Origin of the sequence: Streptomyces sp. NPDC045470, from assembly GCF_040646595.1 — a bacterium.
Taxonomy (GTDB): domain Bacteria; phylum Actinomycetota; class Actinomycetes; order Streptomycetales; family Streptomycetaceae; genus Streptomyces.
This window is the reverse complement of record NZ_JBEZAN010000003.1, coordinates 322,338-343,607: the sequence shown is the minus strand read 5'-3', so window position 1 is coordinate 343,607 and position 21,270 is coordinate 322,338. Positions and strand designations below refer to the sequence as shown.

Sequence of the window (21,270 nt, the reverse complement as noted above, 5' to 3'; positions counted from 1 at the left end):
GGAGCGGACATGTCGAATCACACGTACCGGGTGACGGAGATCGTGGGGACGTCCCCGGAGGGCGTGGACGCCGCGATCCGCAACGGCGTCAAGCGGGCGGCGCGGACGCTGCGGGGCCTCGACTGGTTCGAGGTGACCCAGGTGCGCGGGCACATCGTCGACGGGGACATCGAGCACTACCAGGTCGGGCTGAAGGTCGGGTTCCGGCTGGAGGACACCGAGGAGGGCTGACGGGGCCGGACACGGCCGAGGGGCGCGCCGGGGGCCCGGCGCGCCCCTGCCCTCACGAGTACCGGGTCACCAGCCCCCGGCGCCGGAAGGACGCCACCATGCGGCCCAGGAAGAACAGGGCCAGGAGAAGCAGCGTGACGGTGCCCAGCGTGGCCACGGCCAGTTCGCGCCACGGTGTGGGCCCGCCGCCGGCCAAGGCCCGCCCGGCCGCGAAGACGTGCGTCGTGGGCAGCGCCTGGGCGACCGGCTGGAGCGCCCCCGGCAGCGTCGAGACGGGGTAGAACACGCCGGACAGCGGCATCACCACCGACAGCCCGCCCCAGACGAGGGCCTCCGCGCCGCTGCCGTAGCGCAGCACCAGTCCCACCACCGCCAGGGCCACCGCCCAGCCGCACAGCAGGAGCAGTGCGGCGACCGGGATCAGCCCCAGGCCCAGGGACGTCACGTCGAAGGCGTACGCGCCGAAGGCCAGCGTGGCCACCGCGAGCGTGCTCAGCGCCGTACGGACCAGGGCGAAGAGCCCCACCCCGGCCAGGTACTCCCAACCGCGCAGCGGCGTGGTGAGCAGCCCGATCACATTGCGTGACCAGGTCTCCTCCAGGAAGCCGGTGGCCAGCGAGATCTGCGTCTGGTGGACCAGGTGCCACAGAACGGTGCCGCTGAGCAGGAAGACCGCGAACGCGGTCCCGGTGCCCGGCTCCGTGCCGGTGCCCGGCTCCGTTCCGCCGCCCGTCGCCTTCGCGGCGAACAGGCCGATGGAGCCGTACAGCAGCGTGTCGACGACCGGCCACACCAGCACGTCGAAGATCCGGTGCGGGCTGCGGCGCAGCACCAGCCAGTGACGGCGGGCGACGGCACGCACCCGGTGCGCGCTGGCCGCGGCGGGACTGCGCAGGTCCGGGGCCTCTACGACGCTCATACGGCATCGGCTCCTTCCCGCGCATCGGCCCTCTTCGGAGCACCGGGCCCTTTCCGGGCACCGGCCCCTGCCCGTTCGGCGGCCCCGGTACGGGCGTCGGCACCCGCTCCGGCGTCGCCCCGCGCCCGCTCGCGGTCCCGGGCCTCCGCGAGGTGCAGGAAGACCCCCTCCAGGTCGCGCTGCTCGAACTGCCGCGCCACCTCCTGCGGCGTACCGTCCGCGGTCACCCGCCCGGCCGCCAGGAAGACCACCCGCTCGCACAGCCGCTCCACCTCGACCATGTCGTGGCTCGTCACCAGGAGCGCGGTGCCGTGCCGCTCGCACAGGTCCAGCAGCCCGGTGCGCACCCGCAGGGCGATGTCCGGGTCCAGTGCCGCGGTGGGCTCGTCCAGGACCAGCAGCCGGGGCGTGTGCAGGGACGCCTTGGCGATGCCGACCAGGGTCCGCTGGCCGCTGGACAGCTCGGTGCCGATCGCGGTGGCGAGGTGGCCGATGCCGAAGTGGTCGAGGGCGCCCTCCACCGCCGCGCGCGGCGCGCGCAGCCCGTACAGGTCCGCGTACAGCCGCAGGTACTCGCGCACCCGCAGCCGGTCGGGGAGCGGCAGGTAGCCGGCCGCGAAGCCGACGCCGCGCATGGCGGCCGGGCGCCCGGCGGGCAGCCGGTGACCGAGGACGTGCACACTGCCGGCGTCCGGCGCGACCGCGCCCAGGCACATCAGCAGGGTGGTGGTCTTGCCCGCGCCGTTGGGGCCGAGCAGCCCGACCCGCTCGCCCTCCCGCACGGTCAGCCGTACGCCGTCCACGACCCGGCCGCGGCGGTACTCCTTCACCAGGCCGTGCGCGTCCAGGACGGTCGGCGGCGCCGCGCCGCGCGCGGTCATGCGTCCGCCCCGGCCGGTTGCGGGCGGAGCACCGGCGACCAGACGCGCTCGGCGCGCAGCGGCCCGCTCCGGGCCAGCAGTCTGCCGTGGTCGGCGGCGAGCGGGGCGAGCTGCGAGCCGTAGCAGTGCACCGCTTCCCGCTTACGGGCCCACTCCTCGTCGGTGAGGACCAGGTCGTGCGCGAGGTCCATGCGGTAGCGGGTCGCCAGGTCCTGGTAGGAGAGCCCGAACGTCTGGTCGCCGCCGAGGGCGCGGTCGGTGTCCGGGGTGCCCCACTCGGGCAGGTGGCCGGTGTACGGGAGGTCGGCGTACAGGAGGGGCAGCGGTGCGCCCAGCTCGTCGAGGACGCGCAGGGCCCGGTCGCGCACCCGCCGGTGGTCGGCCTGGTTGGTGCCGATGGGCAGGAGGACGAGCGGGAGCGGCGTCGGAAGGGACCGCAAGTAGGCGTCTATTTCCGTGAGTTCGTCCCCTTCGCCGTACGGCCCGTCGGGGTGGCTCAGTACGGCCCGGTCCACGCCGAGCAGGGCGGTGGCCCGCGCGTCCTCGGCGAGCCGGGCGCGGTGTGCCTCGGCGGCGGTGGAGAAGCCGCAGGTGCTGTCCCACCAGGAGACGGCGTGGTGTTCGGCGGGGGCGCCGCCGAACACGGTCACCACGGTGACCGGGGCCGGGAGCCGGGGGATCAGTCCCGCCAGGGAGAGGACGGCGTCGTCGAAGTGCGGGGAGAGGATGACGGTGCGCGGCGGGGGAGGCGTCATGCGGTTCCTTCGTGCTGGGGCGGTGGCGGGTCGTGGGGAGGGGTGAGTACGGGGACGAGGGCGGCGTCCCAGGCGGCGTCGTCGCCCTCCCAGCGGCCGGGGGCGGCGGCGACGGTGCCCCAGGTGATGCCGGGGCCCGCCGCGTCGGCGTCGGGCGGCGGGGTGCGGCGCAGCCAGTGCAGGTCGAAGCGGTGGCCCGGATGCTGGGACGCGATCACCGCGCGCAGTCGGCGCAGGTCGGCGGCGGTCAGTTCGTCCCAGGCGTCGTGGTGGACGTAGAGCACTCGGGCGGCGGAGCCCGCGAGGGCCCGCCAGCGTCCGGCCAGGGCGGCGAACTTGGCGCGCACGCGCGGGAGTTGCGCGTCGATGTCCGCCTGGGTCAGGGTCGTACCGGCGCCGGCCGCGGGGTGGAACTCGTGGTAGAAGCGGATGTCGGAGCCGCGGTCCAGAGCGCACCGGCCCTCGTCGAACGGCTCGACCAGACCGGGGCGCAGCACGGTACGGAAGTCCTCCGCCACGGCCTCGACGACCGACTCGAAGTCGAGGTCCAGCCAGTCGAAGAAGTGGGCGCGGGTGACCCCCGTGACGCGCCGGATCTGGTACGTCGACTCGCAGTGGTAGCCGAGGCCGACGCAGTGGTCGTACCCGCCGGACAAAACTTGACCGCATCCGTCGGCCGGTCCTCGGCCGTACGCGCCGGCCGGTCCTTGACTGTACGTGTCGGCCGCTCCTCGGCCGTACGCGCCGGTCGCTTCCTGCCCGTATCCGGCCGCCGCCCCCGCGCCCCTGGCCGGGAGCGGGTCCGCGGCCCGGACGCGGGCCTCCTGGGCGCTCACGGCCGCAGCGGGCCGTGCCAGGCCCGGCCGGTCAGATACTCCGCCGCCGCGGTGGCGTTGGCCAGGCCGGCGCCGCGGGTGAACAGGGTCGCGGGGGCGTCGGCGGGCAGCGGACGGGCCGGGGCCAGGCCCATCTCCACGGTGACCAGGTCAGGGCGCCGGGCCCGCAGTTCCTGGAGGACCGCCCGTTGCCACGGGTCGCGCTCCGCGTCCCGGACGACGACCGCGAGCGGGACGCCGTCGTCCGGGGGCGGGGCGACCGCGGCCGGGTCGGTGCCCGGTTCCACCTCGGTGACGGAGGCCAGTGCCCCGAGGCTCCGGAGCGGGGTCTCCAGGCCCCACGGGGCGTCACCCACCGCCAGGTTGGCGGCGGTGGCCAGCCGTACGGTGTGCAGACGGCGGCCGTCGGCGGCCCGGGGCACGCCGTGCGCGAGGAGGGCCCGGCGGGCCGCGGTGAGGCCGACGGGCTCGCGGTGTCTGTCGGGTGCGGGCCCGTCGCCGTCCGGTGTACCGGTGCGCCGGGCCGGGTCGGCCCAGGCGCGCAGCGACGCGACCCGGCAGGCGGCCTCCGCCACCCGCTCCAAGGTCAGCGTGCCCCGGTCCAGTGCCTCCTGCACGGCGTCGTGGATCTCGGGCAGCAGCTTCTCCCCGTCGGTCGCGCCGAGCACCACCAGGTCCGCTCCGGCTGCCAGCGCGGCGACCGCCGCACCGCCGTACCCCCAGCGCCGTACGATCGGCGCCATCTCCAGCGCGTCGGTCGTCACCACGCCCCGGTAGCCCAGCCGTTCGCGCAGCAGACCGGTCACGATCCGCCGGCTCAGCGTCGCGGGCAGGCCGTCCAGCCGGGAGAGCCGGATGTGACCGGTCATCACCGCCCGGGCGCCGGCCGCGATCCCGGCGCGGAACGGCGGCAGATCCACCGCGTCGAGGGACGCCGCGTCACGGTCGATGTCCGGCAGTTCGGCGTGCGAGTCGGTCCGGGTGTCACCGTGCCCGGGGAAGTGCTTGAGGGTGGCGGCGACCCCGGCTTCCTGGACGCCCCGGACGTACGCCGCGGTGTGCCGCGCCACCAGGTCCGGCCGGTCGCCGAAGGAACGTACGCCGATGATGGGGTTGTCCGGGCGGGAGTTGACGTCCGCGCACGGCGCCAGGCACAGGTTGACGCCCTCGGCCCGCAGGTCGCGGGCGATCGCCGCGCCCACCTCCCGGGTGAGCCCGGTGTCGTCGACGGCGCCGAGGGCGTGGCAGCCCGGGTAGGCGCTGCCGCGCCGGTAGTCGAGCCGGGTCACGTCACCGCCCTCCTCGTCCAGCGCGATCAGCAGGTCGGGACGTACGGCGCGGAGCGGATCGGTGACCTCCTCGCGCAACGAGCCGGACCCGGCGGGGAAGTTGATCCCGAACAGGCCGACGCCCGCGAGACCCTCGTCCGCCGCGCGCAGGATCCAGTCGGCGGGCGAGCGGCCCGCGTAGGCGGGGAGCAGGCAGGCGTTGACCAGGGAGATGTCGGCGCGCATGGAAACCTTCCGGTACGGGGCGGCGGGGGCGGCGGCAGCCCGGCGTACGGCCGGGCCGCGGCCGGTGACGGCGCGGCGGAAAGGGGAGCGGCGGGCGGGGAGGCCCGCCGATGGCGGGACGGTGGGCGGGAAGGCTCACCGGCAGAGGGACGGCGGGCGGGGAGGCTCACCGGTGACGGAACGGCGGGTGGGAGGCCCGCCGGAAAGGGTGCGGCGGAGTCAGCGGTCGGCCCGGCGCAGTACGAGTCCGACGCTGCCGCGCTTGCTCAGGTACGCGCGGCCGCCGCAGACCGGCTCCACCCGGGGCGCGACGAGCCGGGTCTCCTCCACCACGCGCCACACCGCGGAGGCGGCGAGCCAGGGCCGCAGCCGTGCCTCCAGCGCCTCGGGTTCCAGCGCGAGGAAGAGCAGGCCGGTGGGCAGGTCGTCGAGGAGCGCGAGGTCCTGGCCGTAGTAGAGCATCTCGATCAGCAGGTACGCGGCGCCTTCCGGTCCGTCCTTGGTCAGCCCGGCGAGGTCTTCGGCGCCGACCTGTACGGCGTCGGTGCCCCGCTGCGCGGCGGCGAGGCGGTGCCGGAAGTGCGGGTTGGGTTCGGTGGCGTGGACGGCGAAGCCGTCCGCCGCGAGCCGGGCCGTCAACGCGCCCTCGCAGGCGCCCACTTCCACCAGTGGTTTTCCGCCGGGCGGGCAGTGGCGCCGTACCCAGGCGGCGGTCGCGTCCAGGCGCCGGGCCTCGTACGGGGAGGTGGCGAACTCCCACGGGTCGGTGACGGCGGCGGCCTCGTCGCCCAGGCTGGCGAGCAGGGCGAAGAGCCGTTCGCGTTCGGTGGGGTCGGCGCCGAAGAACCGCTCGGCGGCCGGGATGCGGGGCGTCTGCACCATGAACTCGGGCGACGGGGTGTCGAGCAGACCGGGCGCCGCGCGGTTGACGAAGTCCAGCTTGGCCGCGATCTGCGCGCGGTCGAGCGGACGGTCCAGGTCGCTGACGAACTGGAGGAACGGGGAGTACCCGACGGCGTGCCGCACGGTCAGCACCGGCGCGGCGGTCTCCCCGGCGGCGTCCGTCGGACCGGCACAGGCCAGGGCGGTGTCCCGGCCCACGCGGCCCCGGCTGCGCCGGTTGTCGGCGGGGGAGTGGGTCCACACGCGGGCGGAGTGGCCGTCGGCGGCCCGGCGTATCAGGCCGGCGAGGACGTCGGGGCCGGGTGAGGCGGCGTTCTCCTCGGCGGGCCGTACGTACGGGGCGAGCAGGGCGAGCCGTTCGGCCGGTGGCGTACCGGCGGGCAGGGAGAGGACGTCTCCCCGGTCGGCCAGGACCACGGCGGCCGGGCCGGCGCCGGGGTCGGGGTCGGTGAGGACGGAGAGGAAGTCGAGGACGGCGTCCTCGACCCGGAGTACGACCACGATTTCGATCATGGACCGGTCCCAGGGGCAGAGCTGGCGGGGGCGGCGAAGCGGGGTGCCGGCGACAGCGCGGTCCGCGCCAGGCGGGCATGCGACGACAGGGCCTGGGCGCGCCGGACCGGACCGGCGGGGCGGTGCTGTGAGCAGGGCGGTGCGGGGTCGGTACGGCCGGGCGCCGTACGTGGAAGGACCCTAACCGCCCCCACCTTCGTGGTCCAGACCAATCTGGTTGACCCCTGCATTCCGGCCACCGCGGTGGCCGGAAACAGCCGGTAGGCGTGCGCTGTGCCCTGTGCCCGGTACCCCGTGCCCCGACCGGTTACGGCACGACCGTCACCGGCCAGCGCCCTGCCTTGACCAGCCGGACCGCCACCGACCCCATGATCCGGTGCCCCGCGGACTCCGACGCGCCCACCACCACGGCGTCCGCCGTCAGCTCGTCGGCCATCTGCACCATGCCCGAGTACGGGTCGCCCCGCAGCGTGTGGAACTCCCAGCGCAGGTCGTAGGTCCCCCGCGCGCGCTCCGTCGCCGCCCGGATCTCCGCCATCAGCTCGTCGGCGACCTCGTTCGTCGCGTCCACGATCGGCGCCCCCATGGCCGCGCCGGCCGGCAGCACCGGCTGGACGTACACCAGGGCCAGCTTGGACCCCTGCCTCCGGGCCAGCCCCGCCGCGTAGGCGGCGGCGCGCCACGACGAGTCCGACCCGTCGACGCCGACGACGATGACCTTCGGGCCGTCCGTACCGCGCTCGAAGGGCGCGGGCGTGTTCTCCTCCACACGAGGAGGTTATCGGGCGCCTTGTACGCGTTTTGCGCAGGGCCGTGCGCGACCCGACCGCAGGGCTGCGCGGGACCCGTGACAGGCCCCGCGCCCCGCCGGAGACGCGGCGCGGCCGCGCCCCTCACGAACCCGCGCCGCCGCCGCGCCCCGGGAGCACCGGCCGCCACGGCGCGAAGGCGGTCGCGCCGCGCGGCAGCATCGCGGCCAGCTCCGGGCAGTGCCGCAGGATGACGGAGTTCATGCCGCCGCGGGCGATCCAGTCCATACCGAGCGGCGTGTACAGCTCCGGCCGGAAATCGACGGTCAGGAACCGGTCCGACTGGATGCGGCGGGTGGCCATCAGGATGAAGACCCGGAAGGCGGTGTCGCTGAAGCCGAAGCCCTCCGGGGGATTCTCGGCGAACAGCCCCACCATGGTGTCGACCTCGTCGACGTTCCGGTAGACCTCCTTGAGCTGCGCGACCGTCTCCGGGTCGGAGCTGATGTCCTCGAAGCGGCGCACCCGCGACTTGTGCAGCCCGGCGCGGAAGTCGTTGTAGCGCGGCACCCCGCGCCGCCGGGTCCGTACGAGGTCGACCACCGACAGGTCGATGATCTCCCCGTCCCGCTCGAAGCGGGTCAGCGCCTCCGGGTAGTTGTGCAGGGTGATCGCGCCCGGGTGGGCGATGCCGAGCGAGTACAGCGTGTCGGTCAGCCCGGTCTTGCGGGCCACCCCTTCGGCCGCCGTGCCCTGGATGTCGTCGAACGTGACGGTCTCCACGCGCTGCCCGAAGCGGTGCTCGCGCAGCTCGTAGTCGTCCGGGATCAGCGGGTGCATCCGGTAGACCGTGACGAAGTCCTCGGTCAGGGAGTACGGCACCTTGTGGTGGTCCGGCAGCGTCTCCGGTATGCCGCGCAGCGCGTGCGACTCGACCAGCCACAGTCCCAGCCTGCTCAGCCACTTGTCCGGCGGGCCCTGCCAGTTCGTCTTCAGGCCGACGTCGATGGCCTCGGTGGCCAGGATCGCCGGCGTCCACTCCACGGTATGGATCTTCGCGATCAGCGCCGAGACGATCAGCCGGGCCGTGTGGTGGACCCGGTCCTGGCTCATGGTGGGGTACTCGGCGTGCAGCGCGTCGCACAGCGCGTTGTGCTCCCGGGCGAAGAGCGTGTGCATCACACTCAGGCCCAGCCACCAGTTCTCGCTGAAGCCGGTCAGCGGGATGCCGCCCGCGCCGATCGGCAGATGCCCGTCCTCCAGCCGCAGCTTGGCGCCGTCCGGCTCGCGCAGCGACCGCGCGGTGGCCTCGTCGCCGCCGTACACCTCCGAGCCGTCCCACCACGGCGACGTGGTGTTGGTGAACAGCAGCGGCGGCTCACCGGGCCGCTCCACACCGATGTTCTCGGCGAACCGCATCACGTCCTCGGGCGGCCCGCCGGGCGTGTTCGTCCAGGCGCTGCCGGGCGGCATCGGGATCTCCACCGACCGCTCGCCCGGCTTGTACCGCCGGTGGTTGACCCAGTCGTGCACCTGGAACTGGATCCACGCCGCGGCCAGGATGTTCAGCGAGGGCGCCGGCCGGAACGCCGTACGGTGCAGCAACTGGCGCGCCGTCGTGACCGGGTTCGGGACGAGGTCCAGGTCCGGCCGGTACACCGGCGGGAGATTGCGTCCGAAGGCCGAGCCGATCGCGCCCATCCGGGGCTCCGACAGGTCGGTGGACGAACCGTCGTACGTACGGGCCGTCCGCGCGCCCTCGTCCACCGTCTCCGGCACCGGCACGGCCTGCGGCGGCGCCTCCGGGACCTCGGTGTCGATGAGGTTGGCGCGGCGCAGCGCCTGCCGCAGCGCCACCAGGTTGAGCAGACTCAGGTCCAGCGGCAGCTTGTGCCACGGCACGTACCGGTTGACGACCCGGAAGGCCGCGCGCACGGGCACCCCGATCACGGTGTTGCGCAGCGGCTCCTCCGTACGGAACCGGGTGCCGAGCCGGTGCCCGGCGCTCGCCCGGTACGCCGCCTTGCGCGCCCGGTTCAGATTGCCCAGCGGACGGAACTCGTCCGTGGTGTGCCACGGGTTGAACGCCAGCGCCTCCACCCGGCGGGCCGCGGAGCGGGCCGCGGCGGTGGTCACGTCCTGCCGCGGGATGGTCAGCCGCCCGACCGGGACGACCGGCGCGTCCGTCTCCCGCCACTGCGCCGCCCCGTTCTCGATGGGCGTGCGCTCCTCGCTCACGTACCGCTGCACACACAGCTCGAACTCGACGTCGGCCAGCGCCAGCCGCCCCGCCAGCTCGTGGCGCAGGTGGTCGGGGTCGTGCCGGTCCGGCCGCGGCGCGGGGGCGCCGCCCGGCGCGGGCCGTAGCTGGTAACGGACCGGCCCCGCGTCGCCCCACATGACCGCGCCCCGGCTCCAGTACGTCTCGCGCGCCAGCGAACCGACCACGTGCCGGGTGGCGGCCTGCACGTTGCGGCGCATCCGCGCCGCCGTACCCCAGCCGACCGCCAGCGGCAGCTTCACCAACAGCCCGAACGCCTTCTGCAACGTGCTGTCGGCCCCCGCCATCGCCCGGGCGAACGCCACGAACTCCCGCGCGTCACGCGCGTGCGACACCGGGAAGTTGGTCGCGAGCAGATCGTGCGTCTCCTCCGCCGACACCTCCACCCGTACGGCGATGCCGCGCAGATCGGGCGAGATGTCCGCCTGCGCCGTACCGCTCGCGTTCGACAGCCGCACCACGGCCGGGTACTGCGCCCCCGGCCGCACGAAACCGGACGCCAGCGCGGCGGGCAGCCGCTCGTCGAACCGCAGCCGGGCGTTCTCCACCCCCAGCACCGCCTTGGCGTGGAAGGCCCGCTCGACGCCCTGTGCCCCACGGCCCTTCCGGTTCGCGAGCTGCACCCGCATCAGCTGCCGCGCCAGCTCCTCGAAGACCACCCGCTCCGCCTCCGGGCTGCCGCCCTCGTACCTCTCGTACTGCGTGTGACTCACGGTGTCGGCCATGGCAGGACACCCTCCGTACGGAAGAAGGGCGCCCGACGCTACTCGCCTCCTCCGCGGCCCGACAGGGTTCGTTTCGGGCGGATTCATGGATCTTTGCGGAGGGGACAGTCGCCGGCGGCCGAGCCCTCCGGCGACTCGGACGACAGCGCTTCCGCCGGCGCCGGCGGCCACACACCCTGCGCCAGCACGCCCACCACGTACGCCTTGGCGACCAGCGCGGTACGGCCCTGCACGCGCCAGCGGCGGGAGAGGCGGGTGAGGTGGTAGTTGACGCCGTCGACGGTGAGGCCGAGGTGGCTGCCGATACTGGCCGTGGTCGCACCGGCGGCGGCCAGGGCGAGAATGCGGGTCTCCACGGGACTGGCCGCCTCGCGCCCCGGGGCCTGGGCGGGCGGCGTGTCCTCGTGGACCCGCAGCAGGGCCAGCAGGACGGGCAGGTTCTCCGACGGGTCGCCGACCGGGTCCACCGTCAACTCTCCTTCCCGCTCACCGCCGTCCGCCCCGGCCCGCCAGCGCACCCCGACCGGATACCGGGACCTGCGGCCCAGGCGCAGCGCGTCGACCAGCCGGTCTATCTGTGCCGGGGAACGGGGCCGGAAGAGGTCCCGCAGGTTGCGGCCGCGCAGCTGCCCGGGCGCCGCGCCCCACTCGGCGGCCATCGCGGGATTGGCGATCAGCACCTCGCCGTGCGCCGTGCACACCGCGGTCGGCACCGGGATGCGGTCCAGCAGGATCAGGAAGTAGTTGCGCCACGGGCCCACCGGGCCGTCCGCCGTCGCCTCGTCCATTGCCCCTTCTCCGGTCCGGCCGCAAGAGCGGACAGCGAAAAACCACTGCACAATCATGCAGTTACCCGGCGTCGCACGGTACACCGGGCGGGTCACGCTGGAGACATGACCGAGACGATCCCGTTCGAAGCAGTCGACGGCGCGGTGCGCCCGTACGAGGAGGTGCCGGTCGTCGACCTGTCGGCCACCGGACTCAGCCCCACCCCGCTCCAGCAGGCCATGGACCTGGTCCGCGAGCACGGCCCGATCTACCGGCGACGGCTGCACGGTCACGAGGCGACGTTCGTCTCCTCACTGGAACTGGTCACCGAGCTGGCCGACGAGGAGCGCTTCGCCAAGGGCATCGCGGTCGCCCTGGAGAACGTCCGCGAGTTCGCCGGGGACGGCCTGTTCACCGCGTACAACGACGAACCGAACTGGGCCAAGGCGCACGACATCCTGATGCCGGCCTTCGCGCTCGGCTCGATGCGCACCTACCACCCGGCGATGCTGAAGGTGGCCCGCCGGGTCCTCGGCAGCTGGGACCGGCGCGCCGCCGACGGGACCCCCGTGGACGTCGCCGACGACATGACCCGCATGACCCTGGACACCATCGGCCTGGCGGGCTTCGGCTTCGACTTCGAGTCGTTCTCCCGTGACACCCCGCACCCCTTCGTCGAGGCGATGGTCCGCTGCCTGGAGTGGAGCATGACCCGCCTCGGCCGGGAGCCGGGCGGCGACTACACCGAGCAGGACGCCGCCTTCCGGGCCGACGCCGACTACCTCGCCTCGGTCGTGGACGAGGTCATCGCCACCCGTACGGGCGAGGGCGGCGGCGCGGACAGGACACCCGGCGGCTCCGACGGCTCCGATGACCTTCTCGGGCTGATGCTCGGCGCCACCCACCCCGCCGACGGCACCACCCTCGACCTGGCCAACATCCGCAACCAGGTCATCACCTTCCTCATCGCGGGCCACGAGACCACCTCGGGCGCCCTCTCCTTCGCCCTCCACCACCTGCTCAAGGACCCGGCCGCGCTGCGTCTGGTCCAGCGGGAGGCGGACGAACTGTGGGGCGACGCCACCGACCCCGACCCGTCCTTCGAGGACATCGGACGGCTGCCCTTCACCCGGCAGGTCCTCAACGAGGCACTGCGGCTGTGGCCCACCGCCGCCGCCTTCAGCCGCCAGGCCCGTGCGGACACCCTGCTCGGCGGCCGCTATCCGCTGAAGGCGGGTCAGCTGGTCACCGTCCTCACCCCGATGCTGCACCGCGACCCGGTGTGGGGCGACAACCCGGAGCTGTTCGACCCCACCCGGTTCGCTCCGGAGGCCGAGGCGGCCCGCTCCCCGCACGCGTACAAGCCCTTCGGTACGGGGGAACGCGCCTGCATCGGGCGGCAGTTCGCGCTGCACGAGGCGACGATGCTGCTCGCGATGCTGGTGCACCGCTACCGCCTCATCGACCACGCGGACTACCGGCTGCGCATCAAGGAGACCCTGACCCTCAAGCCGGACGGCTTCACGATGACCCTCGGCCGGCGCACACCCGCCGACCGCGCGGCCCTGCGCGCCGCGCTGGCGGTCCTGCCCGGCGGGGCGACGGAGCCGGACGGCACGCAGCCCGGTACGGACGACGGGCTGCCCACCCGGGCCCGTCAGGACACCGGCCTGCTGCTCCTCCACGGCACCAACTACGGCACCTGCCGCGACTTCGCCGAACGCATCGCCGACCAGGCCACCGGCCTCGGCTTCACCACCGAGGTGGCCCCGCTGGACGCCGCGGCCGGCGCCCTCCCCACCGACCGGCCGGTCGTCGTCGTCACCGCCTCCTACAACGGCCGGCCGACCGACGACGCGGCGCACTTCATGCAGTGGCTGGAGAGCGCGCAGGCGCAGGCCGAAGGCGTACCGTACGCCGTCCTCGGCGTCGGCGACCGCAACTGGGCCGCCACCTACCAGCGCGTACCGGCCCTGCTCGACGAGCGGCTGGCCGCCCTGGGTGCCGAGCGGCTGCTGCCGCGCGGCGAGGCCGACGCGTCCGGCGACCTGAACGGCGCCGTCCAGGCGTTCACGGCCGCGCTCCGCACCGAACTGCTGGTGCGCTACGGCGACCCCGCGACCATCGGCGCGAGCGCGGCGGCCGATGCCACGGACGCGTCCTACACCGTCCGCGAGGTCACCGGCGGCCCGCTGGACGCGCTCGCCGACCGCCACGGCCTCCAGCCGATGACCGTCACCGAGGCCCGCGACCTCACCGCCCCCGGCCACCCGCGCGTCAAGCGTTTCCTGCGCCTCGCCCTCCCCGAAGGTGTCACCTACCGCACCGCCGACCACCTGGCCGTGCTCCCCGCCAACGGGACGGCGGCCGTGGAGCGCGCGGCACGGGTCCTGGGCGTGGACCTCGACACCGTCCTCGACATCCGCGCGGGAGCGGGCCGTGCGAGCCGGGACGCCCTTCCGGTGGACCGCCCCCTCACCGTACGAGGCCTCCTCACCCACCACCTGGAACTGGGCGCCCGCCCCACGCCGGAGCAACGCGCCGCACTCGCCGTCCGCAACCCCTGTCCGCCCGAGCGCGCCGCCCTCGAAGCGCTCGCCGACGACGACCCGCGCACCGTCCTCGACCTGGTCGAGGCGTACCCGGCCCTGCGCGGCGAGCTGTCCTGGCCGGTCCTCCTCGACCTGCTGCCGGCCATGCGCATCCGCCACTACTCCCTCTCCTCCGCACCCGCCATCGACCCGCGCCATGCCGACCTGATGGTCTCGCTGCTCCCCGGCGGCACCGGCTCCGGACACCTGCACACACTCCGGCCCGGCGACACCGTCCTGGCCCGCGTCCAGCCCTGCCGGGAAGCCTTCCGCCTCGACCCGGCCGACCCGACGCCGGTCATCCTGGTCGCCGCCGGAACCGGCCTGGCCCCCTTCCGAGGCGCCATCGCGGACCGCGTGGCCACCGCCGACGGCCAACGCCCCGCCGCGCTCCTCTACTTCGGCTGTGACGCCCCCGACGCCGACTACCTGCACGCCGACGAACTACGGAAGGCCGAAGCAGCCGGCGCGGTCTCCCTCCGCCCGGTCTTCAGCACCCGCCCCGAAAACGACTGCCGCTACGTCCAGCACCGCATCGCCGCCGAAGCCGACGAGGTCGGAGCACTGCTGGACGCCGGAGCACGGGTGTACGTCTGCGGCGACGGCAGCCGGATGGCCCCCGGCGTACGGGCCGCCTTCCGCGCGCTCCACGCAGCCCGCACGGGCGCCACGGACGAGCAGGCAGAGACCTGGCTGCGCGAACTGACGGACGCCGGACGGTACGTGGAGGACGTGTACGCGGCGGGGTGACACCCGGCGCCACGGCGCCCCCGGCGGGAGCCGGCCCCGCGCACGGGGTCTGGCTCCCGCCGCCGACCGGCGGCAAGGTGGACGAGGGCGGAGCGGACCTCCGCACCGCGGCCGATTCACCTGGGGGAGCGCCATGACCAAGGCTCTGATCATCGGTGGGGGCATCGCGGGAGCGGTGACCGCGATGGCTCTGCGGAAGGCGGACATCGACGCGGAGGTCTTCGAGGCGTACCCGACCGGCGCGGACGACGTCGGCGCGTTCCTCGTCGTCTTCGCCAACGGGCTGGAGGCGCTGCGCGTCATCGGTGCCCATGGCCCGGTCGTGGCGAACTCCTTTCCCGCCGAGCGGGTGGAGTTTCTCAGTGGTACGGGCAAGCGGCTCGGCGAGCGTGCCATCGCCGGCTCCTCCGACGGGACCGCCATGGGCCCCCGTACCCTCACCCGCGCCACCCTCTACCGCGTACTGCACGACGAGGCGCGCCGCCGGGGAATCGCCGTCCGGCACGGCAAGCGGCTGGTCGCCGCCGAGACCGTCGGCGACCGCCGGGTGGTGGCCTCCTTCGCGGACGGCAGCCGTGCCGAGGGGGACCTGCTGATCGGCGCGGACGGCATCCATTCGGTGGTCCGCAAGTTGATCGACCCGGCGGCGCCCCGGCCCCGCTACACCGGCCAGCACACCGTCTGCGGCTACACCCGCGACGTCGAACCGGCGTCCGCGCCCGACACGTACACCATGATCTACGGCAGGCGGGCCTTCTTCGGATGCACGGCGGCGCCGGACGGGGAGGTGTGGTGGTTCTCCAACGTGCCGGGGCCGGAGCGGTCCCGGCAGGACCTGGCCGCTGTCACGGCCGGCCAGTGGCGGCAGCGGGTCACGGCGCTGCTCGACGGTGACCGCACTCCGGCCGCGGCCGTCGTCCGGGCCACCGGTGACCACATCGTCGGTTCGCACGCCTACGACCTCGCCACCACCCCGCGGTGGTTCTCCGACACCATGGTGATCATCGGCGACGCGGCACACGCCGCAGCCCCGAACGCCGCCCAGGGCGCCTCGATGGCGATCGAGGACAGCGTCGTGCTCGCCAAGTGCCTGCGCGACCGGCACGAGCCCCGACGGGCCTTCGCCGCGTACGAGGAGCTGCGCCGCGCGCGCGTGGAACGGGTGGTGGCGCACAGCGCACGGATGGCCCGCCGCTCGGCGCCGGGGCCGGTGCGGCGGCTGGTCCGCGACGTGATGCTGCCGCGTAGCGTCGAGCGCGGTGGCGATGGGGCCGACGACTGGCTGACGGGCTACCGTATCGCCTGGTGAGCGCCGGTGGCCGGCAGGATCGAGCCGGGCCGCGCCCAAGGTTGAGGAGTATGTTTCGTGACAGGTCTCGCAGGGCTTCTGCGGACAGGGGTACTGGGAGTGGCCGCCCCCGGAGTCCATTACCGCGACGTGGTGGCCCAGTGGGGCGAGCCCGAGGCGTTCGCCGCGCGATCTCCGGACCCGGTGTACTGCCTGTACGGCGACCTGGAGCTGGGGTTCACCGCGAAGGGCCGCCTCTGGCACCTGCAGATCGAGCCCGGTGACAGGGTCGCCTCCCTGCCCAGCGCCCCGGGGCAGTACGTCCGGGAACCCGTTCCGGAGATTTCCCGGCTGGTCGCCGAGCTGGCCGCGGACGGCTTTCAGGTCACCCGGTGCGCGCCTTTCGACCCGGAGGACGACCTCTGGCACCGCGTCGACCGGTCCGGCGTGCTGTTCCGCCGGGATGCGCCGGACGGCCCGACGAGGATTCACAGCACGGCCAAGGAGATCTGCGACGCGGACCACGAGGACGCCCCTCGCTACGTCTGAGCGGGCGGCCGGCCCGTGCCCGGCTACCGCTCCTCCGCCCCCCGCAGTTGCACCACCACCAACGCCACCCCCGCCACCACGAAGTTGCGCGTGGCGGCCTCCAGGCCGTTCCAGGTCTTGGACTGCCACATGGAGAACCACTCGCCGCCGATCGCGATGAAGCCCGCGCCGAAGAGCAGCAGCACCATCAGCAGCCCGGCGGTGGCGACACGGCGCGCCCCGATGTAGCCCGAGCCCCGGCGCAGTTCGCGCGCCCCCAGGACGGTCGCCGCGACGAGGACCAGCGCCGCGACCGTCTCCCACGCGACGATCAGGACGTACGCGATGTTCTGGAGCGTGGTGGACTCGACGGCCCGCCACATCAGGTCCGGGTCCTTGAAGGTGGTGTCCATGGCGAGGACGTGCTGGACGAAGGCCTGGTTGGTGCCGAAGTCGGTGATGTTGCCGAACGCGACGAGCGCCATGTAGAGCGCGACCGTGCCGGTGAGCACGGTCGCGGCGAGCGGTAGGGCCTGGAGCGGTCTGGTGGCGCGTATCGGCATTCCGGTTCTCCCTGGCCTGCGGTGAAAGTGCTGTCCCGGGCACTTTACGGGTGCCGTCGGCCGGTCGGCAGCTCAGCCGTCGCCACCAGCACCGTGCGGGCCGGGACGGTGCACACGTCGCCCGTCCTGAGCGTGGCCGAGGCCGCCGGGGCGCCGTCCGGCGCGGTGGTGTCCAGTACCACTTCGTACACCGCGCCGGTCCGCCCGGGCACGGCGAAGCCGACCGCGTCCGCACCGGAGTTGAGGAGCGCGAGGAGGTCGGTGTCCGGTGCTGCCGCGTGGTCTCCGGCGAGGAGGAAGGCGAGGAAGCGGGTGGCCGGGTCGTCCCAGCGGGCCGGGGTCATCGGGCGGCCTTCGCGGTCGTACCAGGCGATGTCCGGTGGAGTGCCGGAACCCGTCAGGAAGCTGGTGCGTTGGAGTACCGGGTGGTCGCGTTGCAGGGAGACCACCCGGCGCACGAAGTCGGTGAGGGGGGTGGGTACCGACCAGTCGTACCAGCTCGTGGGGTTGTCCTGGCAGTAGGCGTTGTTGTTGCCGCCTTGCGTACGGCCGAGTTCGTCGCCGCCGTGAAGCATCGTGCAGCCCTGGGAGAGGAGCAGGGTGGCGAGCATGTTGCGGCGCTGGCGTTCGCGTACGGCGACGATGGCCGGGTCCCTGGACGGGCCTTCGACGCCGTAGTTGGCGGAGCGGTTGTCGTCCGTGCCGTCGCGGTTGTGCTCGCCGTTGGCCTCGTTGTGTTTGTGCGCGTAGGTGACCAGGTCGGTCAGGGTCATGCCGTCGTGACAGGTGAGGAAGTTGACGGAGGCGTCAGGGCCGCGGCGTTCGGGGGCGTACAGGTCGGAGGAGCCGGCGATCCGGCTCGCCAGGTCGCCGACGGCCGGACGGCCCCGCCAGAAGTCGCGCACGGTGTTGCGGTAGCGGTCGTTCCACTCGTTCCAGCCGGGCGGGAAGCGGCCCACCTGGTAGCTGTCGGGCGCGCCGACGTCCCAGGGTTCGGCGATGAGTTTGACGCGGCCGACGACCGGGTCCTGGTAGAGCAGGCCGAAGAAGGCGGCCAGCCGGTCGACGTAGCCGTACTGGCGCGCCAGGGTCGCGGCCAGGTCGAAGCGGAAGCCGTCGACGTGCATCTCGGTGATCCAGTAGCGCAGCGAGTCCATGATCAGGCGCAGTACTTCGGGGCGGCCCGCGTCGAGGGTGTTGCGGGTGCCGGTCGTGTCGACGTAGCGGGACGGGTCGGCCGGGTCCAGGCGGTAGTAGATCTCGTTGGCCAGGCCGCGGAAGCTCAGGGCGGGATCGTCGGGCGGGCCTTCGGCGGTGTGGTTGTAGACGACGTCGAGGATCACTTCGAGACCGGCGGCGTGCAGGGCTTTGACCATCGCCTTGAACTCGGTGATCTGGCCGCCTTCGTGGCCCGTCGAGCTGTAGGCGGCGTGCGGGGCGAAGAAGCCGATGGTGGAGTAGCCCCAGTAGTTGGTGAGGTCGCGGTCGAGGAGGAACGGCTCGGGGAGGAACTGGTGCACCGGCATCAGTTCCACGGCCGTGACACCGAGGCGGTTCAGGTGCCCGGTGACGGCGGGATGCGCCAGCCCGGCATACGTGCCACGCAGGGGCGCCGGCACCTCGGGGTGCTGCGCGGTCAGGCCCTTGACGTGCGTCTCGTACAGGAACGTCCGGGTCCACGGGTGGCGTGGCGGCCGGTCGTCGCCCCAGTCGAACGCCGTGTCGGCGACCAGGGGCAGCAGCGTGCGCGTGCCCGTCGGCTTCAAGGCTTTCGCGTACGGGTCGAGCAGCAGCCTGGACGGGTCGAAGCGCACGCCGCGTGCGGGGGCGAACGGGCCGTGCGCGCGGTAACCGTAGCCCTGGCCGGGGCCCGCGCCCGGGACGTACGTGTGCCAGATGTCGCAGTCCACCGCCATCGGGAGCCGCCGCTCGCCGCCTTCGTCGAGCAGGCACAGTTCGACGGAGCCGCCGTACGCGCCCGCCGAGGAGTACACGGCGAAGGAGGTGCCGGAGCCGTCCCCGTGGGCACCGAGCCGGTACGGGTCGCCGGGGGCGGGGGAGGTCGGGGAGACAGCCATCAGTCGTAACCGCCGAACATGAAGAGGGAGGCCCGCTGGTCCGCGGGGTTCATCAGCCCGTGCAGGTTGCCGCCCTTGAGAAGGGCGAGGTGCCCGGCGGGCAGCCGGCGCACCTCGAAGGAGCGCACCCGGCTGCCGGAGTCGGCCCAGTCGCCGACCACCATCAGCCCGTCGCCCTCCAGCATCAGGAAGACCTCCTGGTTGTCGCGGTGCCGGTGCAGACCGATGCCGCAGGCCGGGTCCAGGACGTGCAGGTCCATGTAGGTGACGGCGAGGAACGGCTCCACGTCGCCGCTCGGGTGCCCCTTGCGGCCGAACGCGTCGAGGTTGTACGGCTCCAGGGTGCGCCGCAGGTCGTCGGTGCCCGCCCAGCGGCCGTACTCGCTGAACAGCGTGCGGTATTCGAGGAAGCCGACGCCGCCGTGCGGGTGGGGGCTGGTGCCGACGCCGAGGTAGTTGTCCCAGCCGCGGATCTTCATCTCGAAGCCGAGGCGTACCGAACCGGAGGGCGGGTCGGCCGAGCCCGCGCCGTCGGGGCTCGCGGTCCAGCGCACGTCGATGTAGCAGGGGAGCACGGGGTGCATGGCGTGCCGCGGGGCGACCAGCCGCAGGTCCTGGTTGGTCATCTGGTCGCGGTGGAAGTCCTGGCCGAGGCCGGTGACGAGATCCGGCCGCGGTTGCAGGAGCCCGGAGTCGAGCGCCGTCCGGCCGCGTGGGCCGAGAAGGTCGCGGAGACCGTCGCCGACCCGGCCCCACAGCTCGATCGTGTAGAAGTCGGTCTCCTCGTCGTACGGCACCCGGACCGGCAGGGGGCGGCTGCCCTGGACGGACAGCACACAGCCGATGGCGTCGCCGAGCTGACCGGCCTCGCGCCACAGCGCGGAGTCCGGGCCGCCCCGGTAGGACAGTTGGAGGAACGGGCCGCGCCAGTCACCGATCTCGGCCCAGCCGCGCACCGCCCGGGTGTCGGCGAGGGTGAAGTCGCGGACGTTCTGCTTCTGGAAATCGGTCCTGTCGTCCTGCTGTGCCGGGTCGAGCTGGTCCTGGTCGGGCGAGGCGGGCCCGTACAACTGGAGCGTGCGCAGCGGGAACAGGTGCTGGAGCGAGGCGGGTTCGTACAGCTCGCGTTCGGCGGCGAACCGGGTGCGTTCGACCAGGCTCAGCAGCTTCAGCAGCGGGTTGGCCTCCGCGTAGTCCGGGGGCTTGACCGGGTCGACGCGGAAGACCGAGTCGGTGTGCACGATCTTGGGCATCGCGGGACCGCCTCAGGTGGTGTGGTAGAGGAACGCGACGAACTTCAGCGGCTCGGTGCCCGGGTTGCGGATGCCGTGCACGCCGCCGCTCTTGGTGTAGAGCACGCTGCCCGGTTTGACCGGCAGCTCACGGCACTTGACCGGGCCGATGCCGAAGACCGGCCGCTCGACCAGCGGGTAGGCGGCGGTCGTCGGGTCGTCGCCGTCGCTCATGTACGCGGTGCCGGTGCCGGAGACGACGTAGTACAGCTCCTCCGAGCCGATGTGCCGGTGGGCGCCCTCCACCGCGCCCGGCGGCACCGTCACCTCGTGGAAGAACACCAGGTCGCTGCCGAGTTCCCGCTGGAACAGCCAGCGCATCTGCACGATGTTGTCGTCCCGGCGTTCCGGATTGCCCTCGTCGGTCATGGCGTTGCGGTAGGTGACCGGCAGGATCTGCGCGGCGTCCGGGATGAAGAAGCCGCGCTGGAAGTCGAGGAGGTAGTTGCTGTCGGCGACGGTGTTGCGGGGGTCGCTGGGCTCCTGGGTGCGCGGCTCCTGGTGGGAGCGGAGGTAGGCGTTGTCCCACTGCGGGTTGCCCAGCCGCTGGCCCGTCGGGTACAGCACGCCGTCCTCACGGAAGGCCATCGCCACCTCGGAGACCGAGCCGAGCAGCGGGGAAAGCTGCGGCACCCGAGTGATCGGTGCGTTGCAGCCCATCAGCGGCAGGACGCGGTGGTCGTGCGCGGTGCCGTCCGGCGGCTCCAGCGTCTCCCAGATCTCCGTCGCGTACGCGCCGATCACCGGGTCCCAGTGCAGGGTCACGATGGCCTCGGCGGAGTCCGCCGGGTCCTCGCCGGTGACCTTCAGCCACGCCTTCGTACGGGGCCCCAGGCGCCGGTTGAACTCCCTGGCCTGCTCCACGAGCCGGATGCCGGAGTACTCGATGCGCAGCATCGGGCACAGCTTGGTGCCGCCGAGGAAGACGTCGCCCTTGATGGCGGTGCCGTCCGCCGAGCCGCGCACCTCGGCGACGTAGTAGCGGTAGCGGGAGGAGCGGGTGGCGTTGAGGTAGCGGGCGTGGTAGATCCGGTCCGGGTAGAAGACGACGCGGAAGATCTCGTTCTCGGGGTGGGTGTGGACCTCGTCGAAGCGGCTGTCCATG

General features: G+C 73.6%; 17 protein-coding genes. 4 read left to right on the top strand and 13 right to left on the bottom strand.

The annotated features are described in order from the left end of the window. Nucleotides 1-9: 9 nt before the first annotated feature. A complete protein-coding gene (locus AB0A97_RS11865; RefSeq protein WP_361147944.1) occupies nucleotides 10-231 on the top strand; it encodes a dodecin in 222 nt (73 codons plus the stop codon). Nucleotides 232-283: 52 nt separating this feature from the next. Here the strand turns inward: AB0A97_RS11865 and AB0A97_RS11860 are convergent, their stop codons facing one another. The 9 genes from AB0A97_RS11860 to AB0A97_RS11820 all read right to left on the bottom strand — a co-directional run bounded on the left by AB0A97_RS11860 (nucleotide 284) and on the right by AB0A97_RS11820 (nucleotide 11,095). Then, nucleotides 284-1,150 carry an ABC transporter permease gene (locus AB0A97_RS11860; RefSeq protein WP_361147942.1) on the bottom strand — a complete coding sequence of 289 codons (867 nt, stop codon included), beginning with the start codon at nucleotides 1,148-1,150 and terminating at the stop codon, nucleotides 284-286. Beyond that, on the bottom strand, nucleotides 1,147-2,031 hold the full coding sequence (locus AB0A97_RS11855; protein WP_361147940.1) for an ABC transporter ATP-binding protein: 885 nt from the start codon (nucleotides 2,029-2,031) through the stop codon (nucleotides 1,147-1,149). The genes AB0A97_RS11860 and AB0A97_RS11855 overlap by 4 nt, the downstream gene beginning before the upstream one ends. Beyond that, on the bottom strand, nucleotides 2,028-2,786 hold the full coding sequence (locus tag AB0A97_RS11850) for a PIG-L family deacetylase (RefSeq protein WP_361147938.1): 759 nt from the start codon (nucleotides 2,784-2,786) through the stop codon (nucleotides 2,028-2,030). The genes AB0A97_RS11855 and AB0A97_RS11850 overlap by 4 nt, the downstream gene beginning before the upstream one ends. Next, the gene (locus tag AB0A97_RS11845) at nucleotides 2,783-3,442 is read right to left on the bottom strand and encodes a papain-like cysteine peptidase (RefSeq protein WP_361148774.1); all 660 of its coding nucleotides are present in this window, start codon (nucleotides 3,440-3,442) and stop codon (nucleotides 2,783-2,785) included. Before AB0A97_RS11845 ends, AB0A97_RS11850 begins: the two co-directional genes overlap by 4 nt. 176 nt (nucleotides 3,443-3,618) lie before the next feature. After that, on the bottom strand, nucleotides 3,619-5,136 hold the full coding sequence (locus AB0A97_RS11840; protein WP_361147936.1) for a glycoside hydrolase family 3 N-terminal domain-containing protein: 1,518 nt from the start codon (nucleotides 5,134-5,136) through the stop codon (nucleotides 3,619-3,621). A gap of 219 nt (nucleotides 5,137-5,355) precedes the next feature. Further along, nucleotides 5,356-6,552, bottom strand: a complete 1,197-nt coding sequence (locus AB0A97_RS11835; protein ID WP_361147934.1) for a hypothetical protein — start codon at nucleotides 6,550-6,552, stop codon at nucleotides 5,356-5,358. Nucleotides 6,553-6,859: 307 nt separating this feature from the next. Next, the gene (locus AB0A97_RS11830; RefSeq protein ID WP_125043827.1) at nucleotides 6,860-7,321 is read right to left on the bottom strand and encodes a universal stress protein; all 462 of its coding nucleotides are present in this window, start codon (nucleotides 7,319-7,321) and stop codon (nucleotides 6,860-6,862) included. Nucleotides 7,322-7,445: 124 nt separating this feature from the next. Then, nucleotides 7,446-10,307 (bottom strand): peroxidase family protein, encoded by a 2,862-nt coding sequence (locus AB0A97_RS11825; RefSeq protein ID WP_361147932.1) that lies wholly within the window; start codon nucleotides 10,305-10,307, stop codon nucleotides 7,446-7,448. Nucleotides 10,308-10,390: 83 nt separating this feature from the next. After that, the gene (locus tag AB0A97_RS11820; RefSeq protein ID WP_361147930.1) at nucleotides 10,391-11,095 is read right to left on the bottom strand and encodes a PAS domain-containing protein; all 705 of its coding nucleotides are present in this window, start codon (nucleotides 11,093-11,095) and stop codon (nucleotides 10,391-10,393) included. Nucleotides 11,096-11,200: 105 nt separating this feature from the next. Between AB0A97_RS11820 and AB0A97_RS11815 the strand changes: the two genes are divergently transcribed. From AB0A97_RS11815 to AB0A97_RS11805, 3 genes are all read left to right on the top strand, one after another. Continuing rightward, on the top strand, nucleotides 11,201-14,416 hold the full coding sequence (locus AB0A97_RS11815) for a cytochrome P450 (protein WP_361147928.1): 3,216 nt from the start codon (nucleotides 11,201-11,203) through the stop codon (nucleotides 14,414-14,416). 133 nt (nucleotides 14,417-14,549) lie between these two features. Further along, nucleotides 14,550-15,725: an FAD-dependent monooxygenase gene (locus AB0A97_RS11810; protein WP_361147926.1), complete on the top strand. Its 1,176-nt coding sequence runs from the start codon at nucleotides 14,550-14,552 to the stop codon at nucleotides 15,723-15,725. A 57-nt stretch (nucleotides 15,726-15,782) separates the two neighbouring features. After that, nucleotides 15,783-16,253, top strand: a complete 471-nt coding sequence (locus tag AB0A97_RS11805) for a hypothetical protein (RefSeq protein WP_361147925.1) — start codon at nucleotides 15,783-15,785, stop codon at nucleotides 16,251-16,253. Nucleotides 16,254-16,276: 23 nt separating this feature from the next. Here AB0A97_RS11805 and AB0A97_RS11800 read toward each other — a convergent pair whose 3' ends face one another. Genes AB0A97_RS11800 through AB0A97_RS11785 form a run of 4 tightly spaced genes read right to left on the bottom strand, consistent with a single transcriptional unit; the run spans nucleotide 16,277 to nucleotide 21,269 of the window. Continuing rightward, nucleotides 16,277-16,795 (bottom strand): DUF2165 domain-containing protein, encoded by a 519-nt coding sequence (locus AB0A97_RS11800; protein WP_361147923.1) that lies wholly within the window; start codon nucleotides 16,793-16,795, stop codon nucleotides 16,277-16,279. 44 nt (nucleotides 16,796-16,839) lie between these two features. Then, on the bottom strand, nucleotides 16,840-18,873 hold the full coding sequence (gene glgX, locus AB0A97_RS11795; RefSeq protein WP_361147921.1) for a glycogen debranching protein GlgX: 2,034 nt from the start codon (nucleotides 18,871-18,873) through the stop codon (nucleotides 16,840-16,842). Continuing rightward, nucleotides 18,873-20,126, bottom strand: a complete 1,254-nt coding sequence (locus AB0A97_RS11790; RefSeq protein WP_361147919.1) for a hypothetical protein — start codon at nucleotides 20,124-20,126, stop codon at nucleotides 18,873-18,875. Before AB0A97_RS11790 ends, glgX begins: the two co-directional genes overlap by 1 nt. Before the next feature lie 12 nt (nucleotides 20,127-20,138). Continuing rightward, nucleotides 20,139-21,269, bottom strand: coding sequence for a cupin domain-containing protein (locus AB0A97_RS11785; protein WP_361147917.1), 1,131 nt, complete (start codon nucleotides 21,267-21,269; stop codon nucleotides 20,139-20,141). Nucleotide 21,270: the final 1 nt, after the last annotated feature.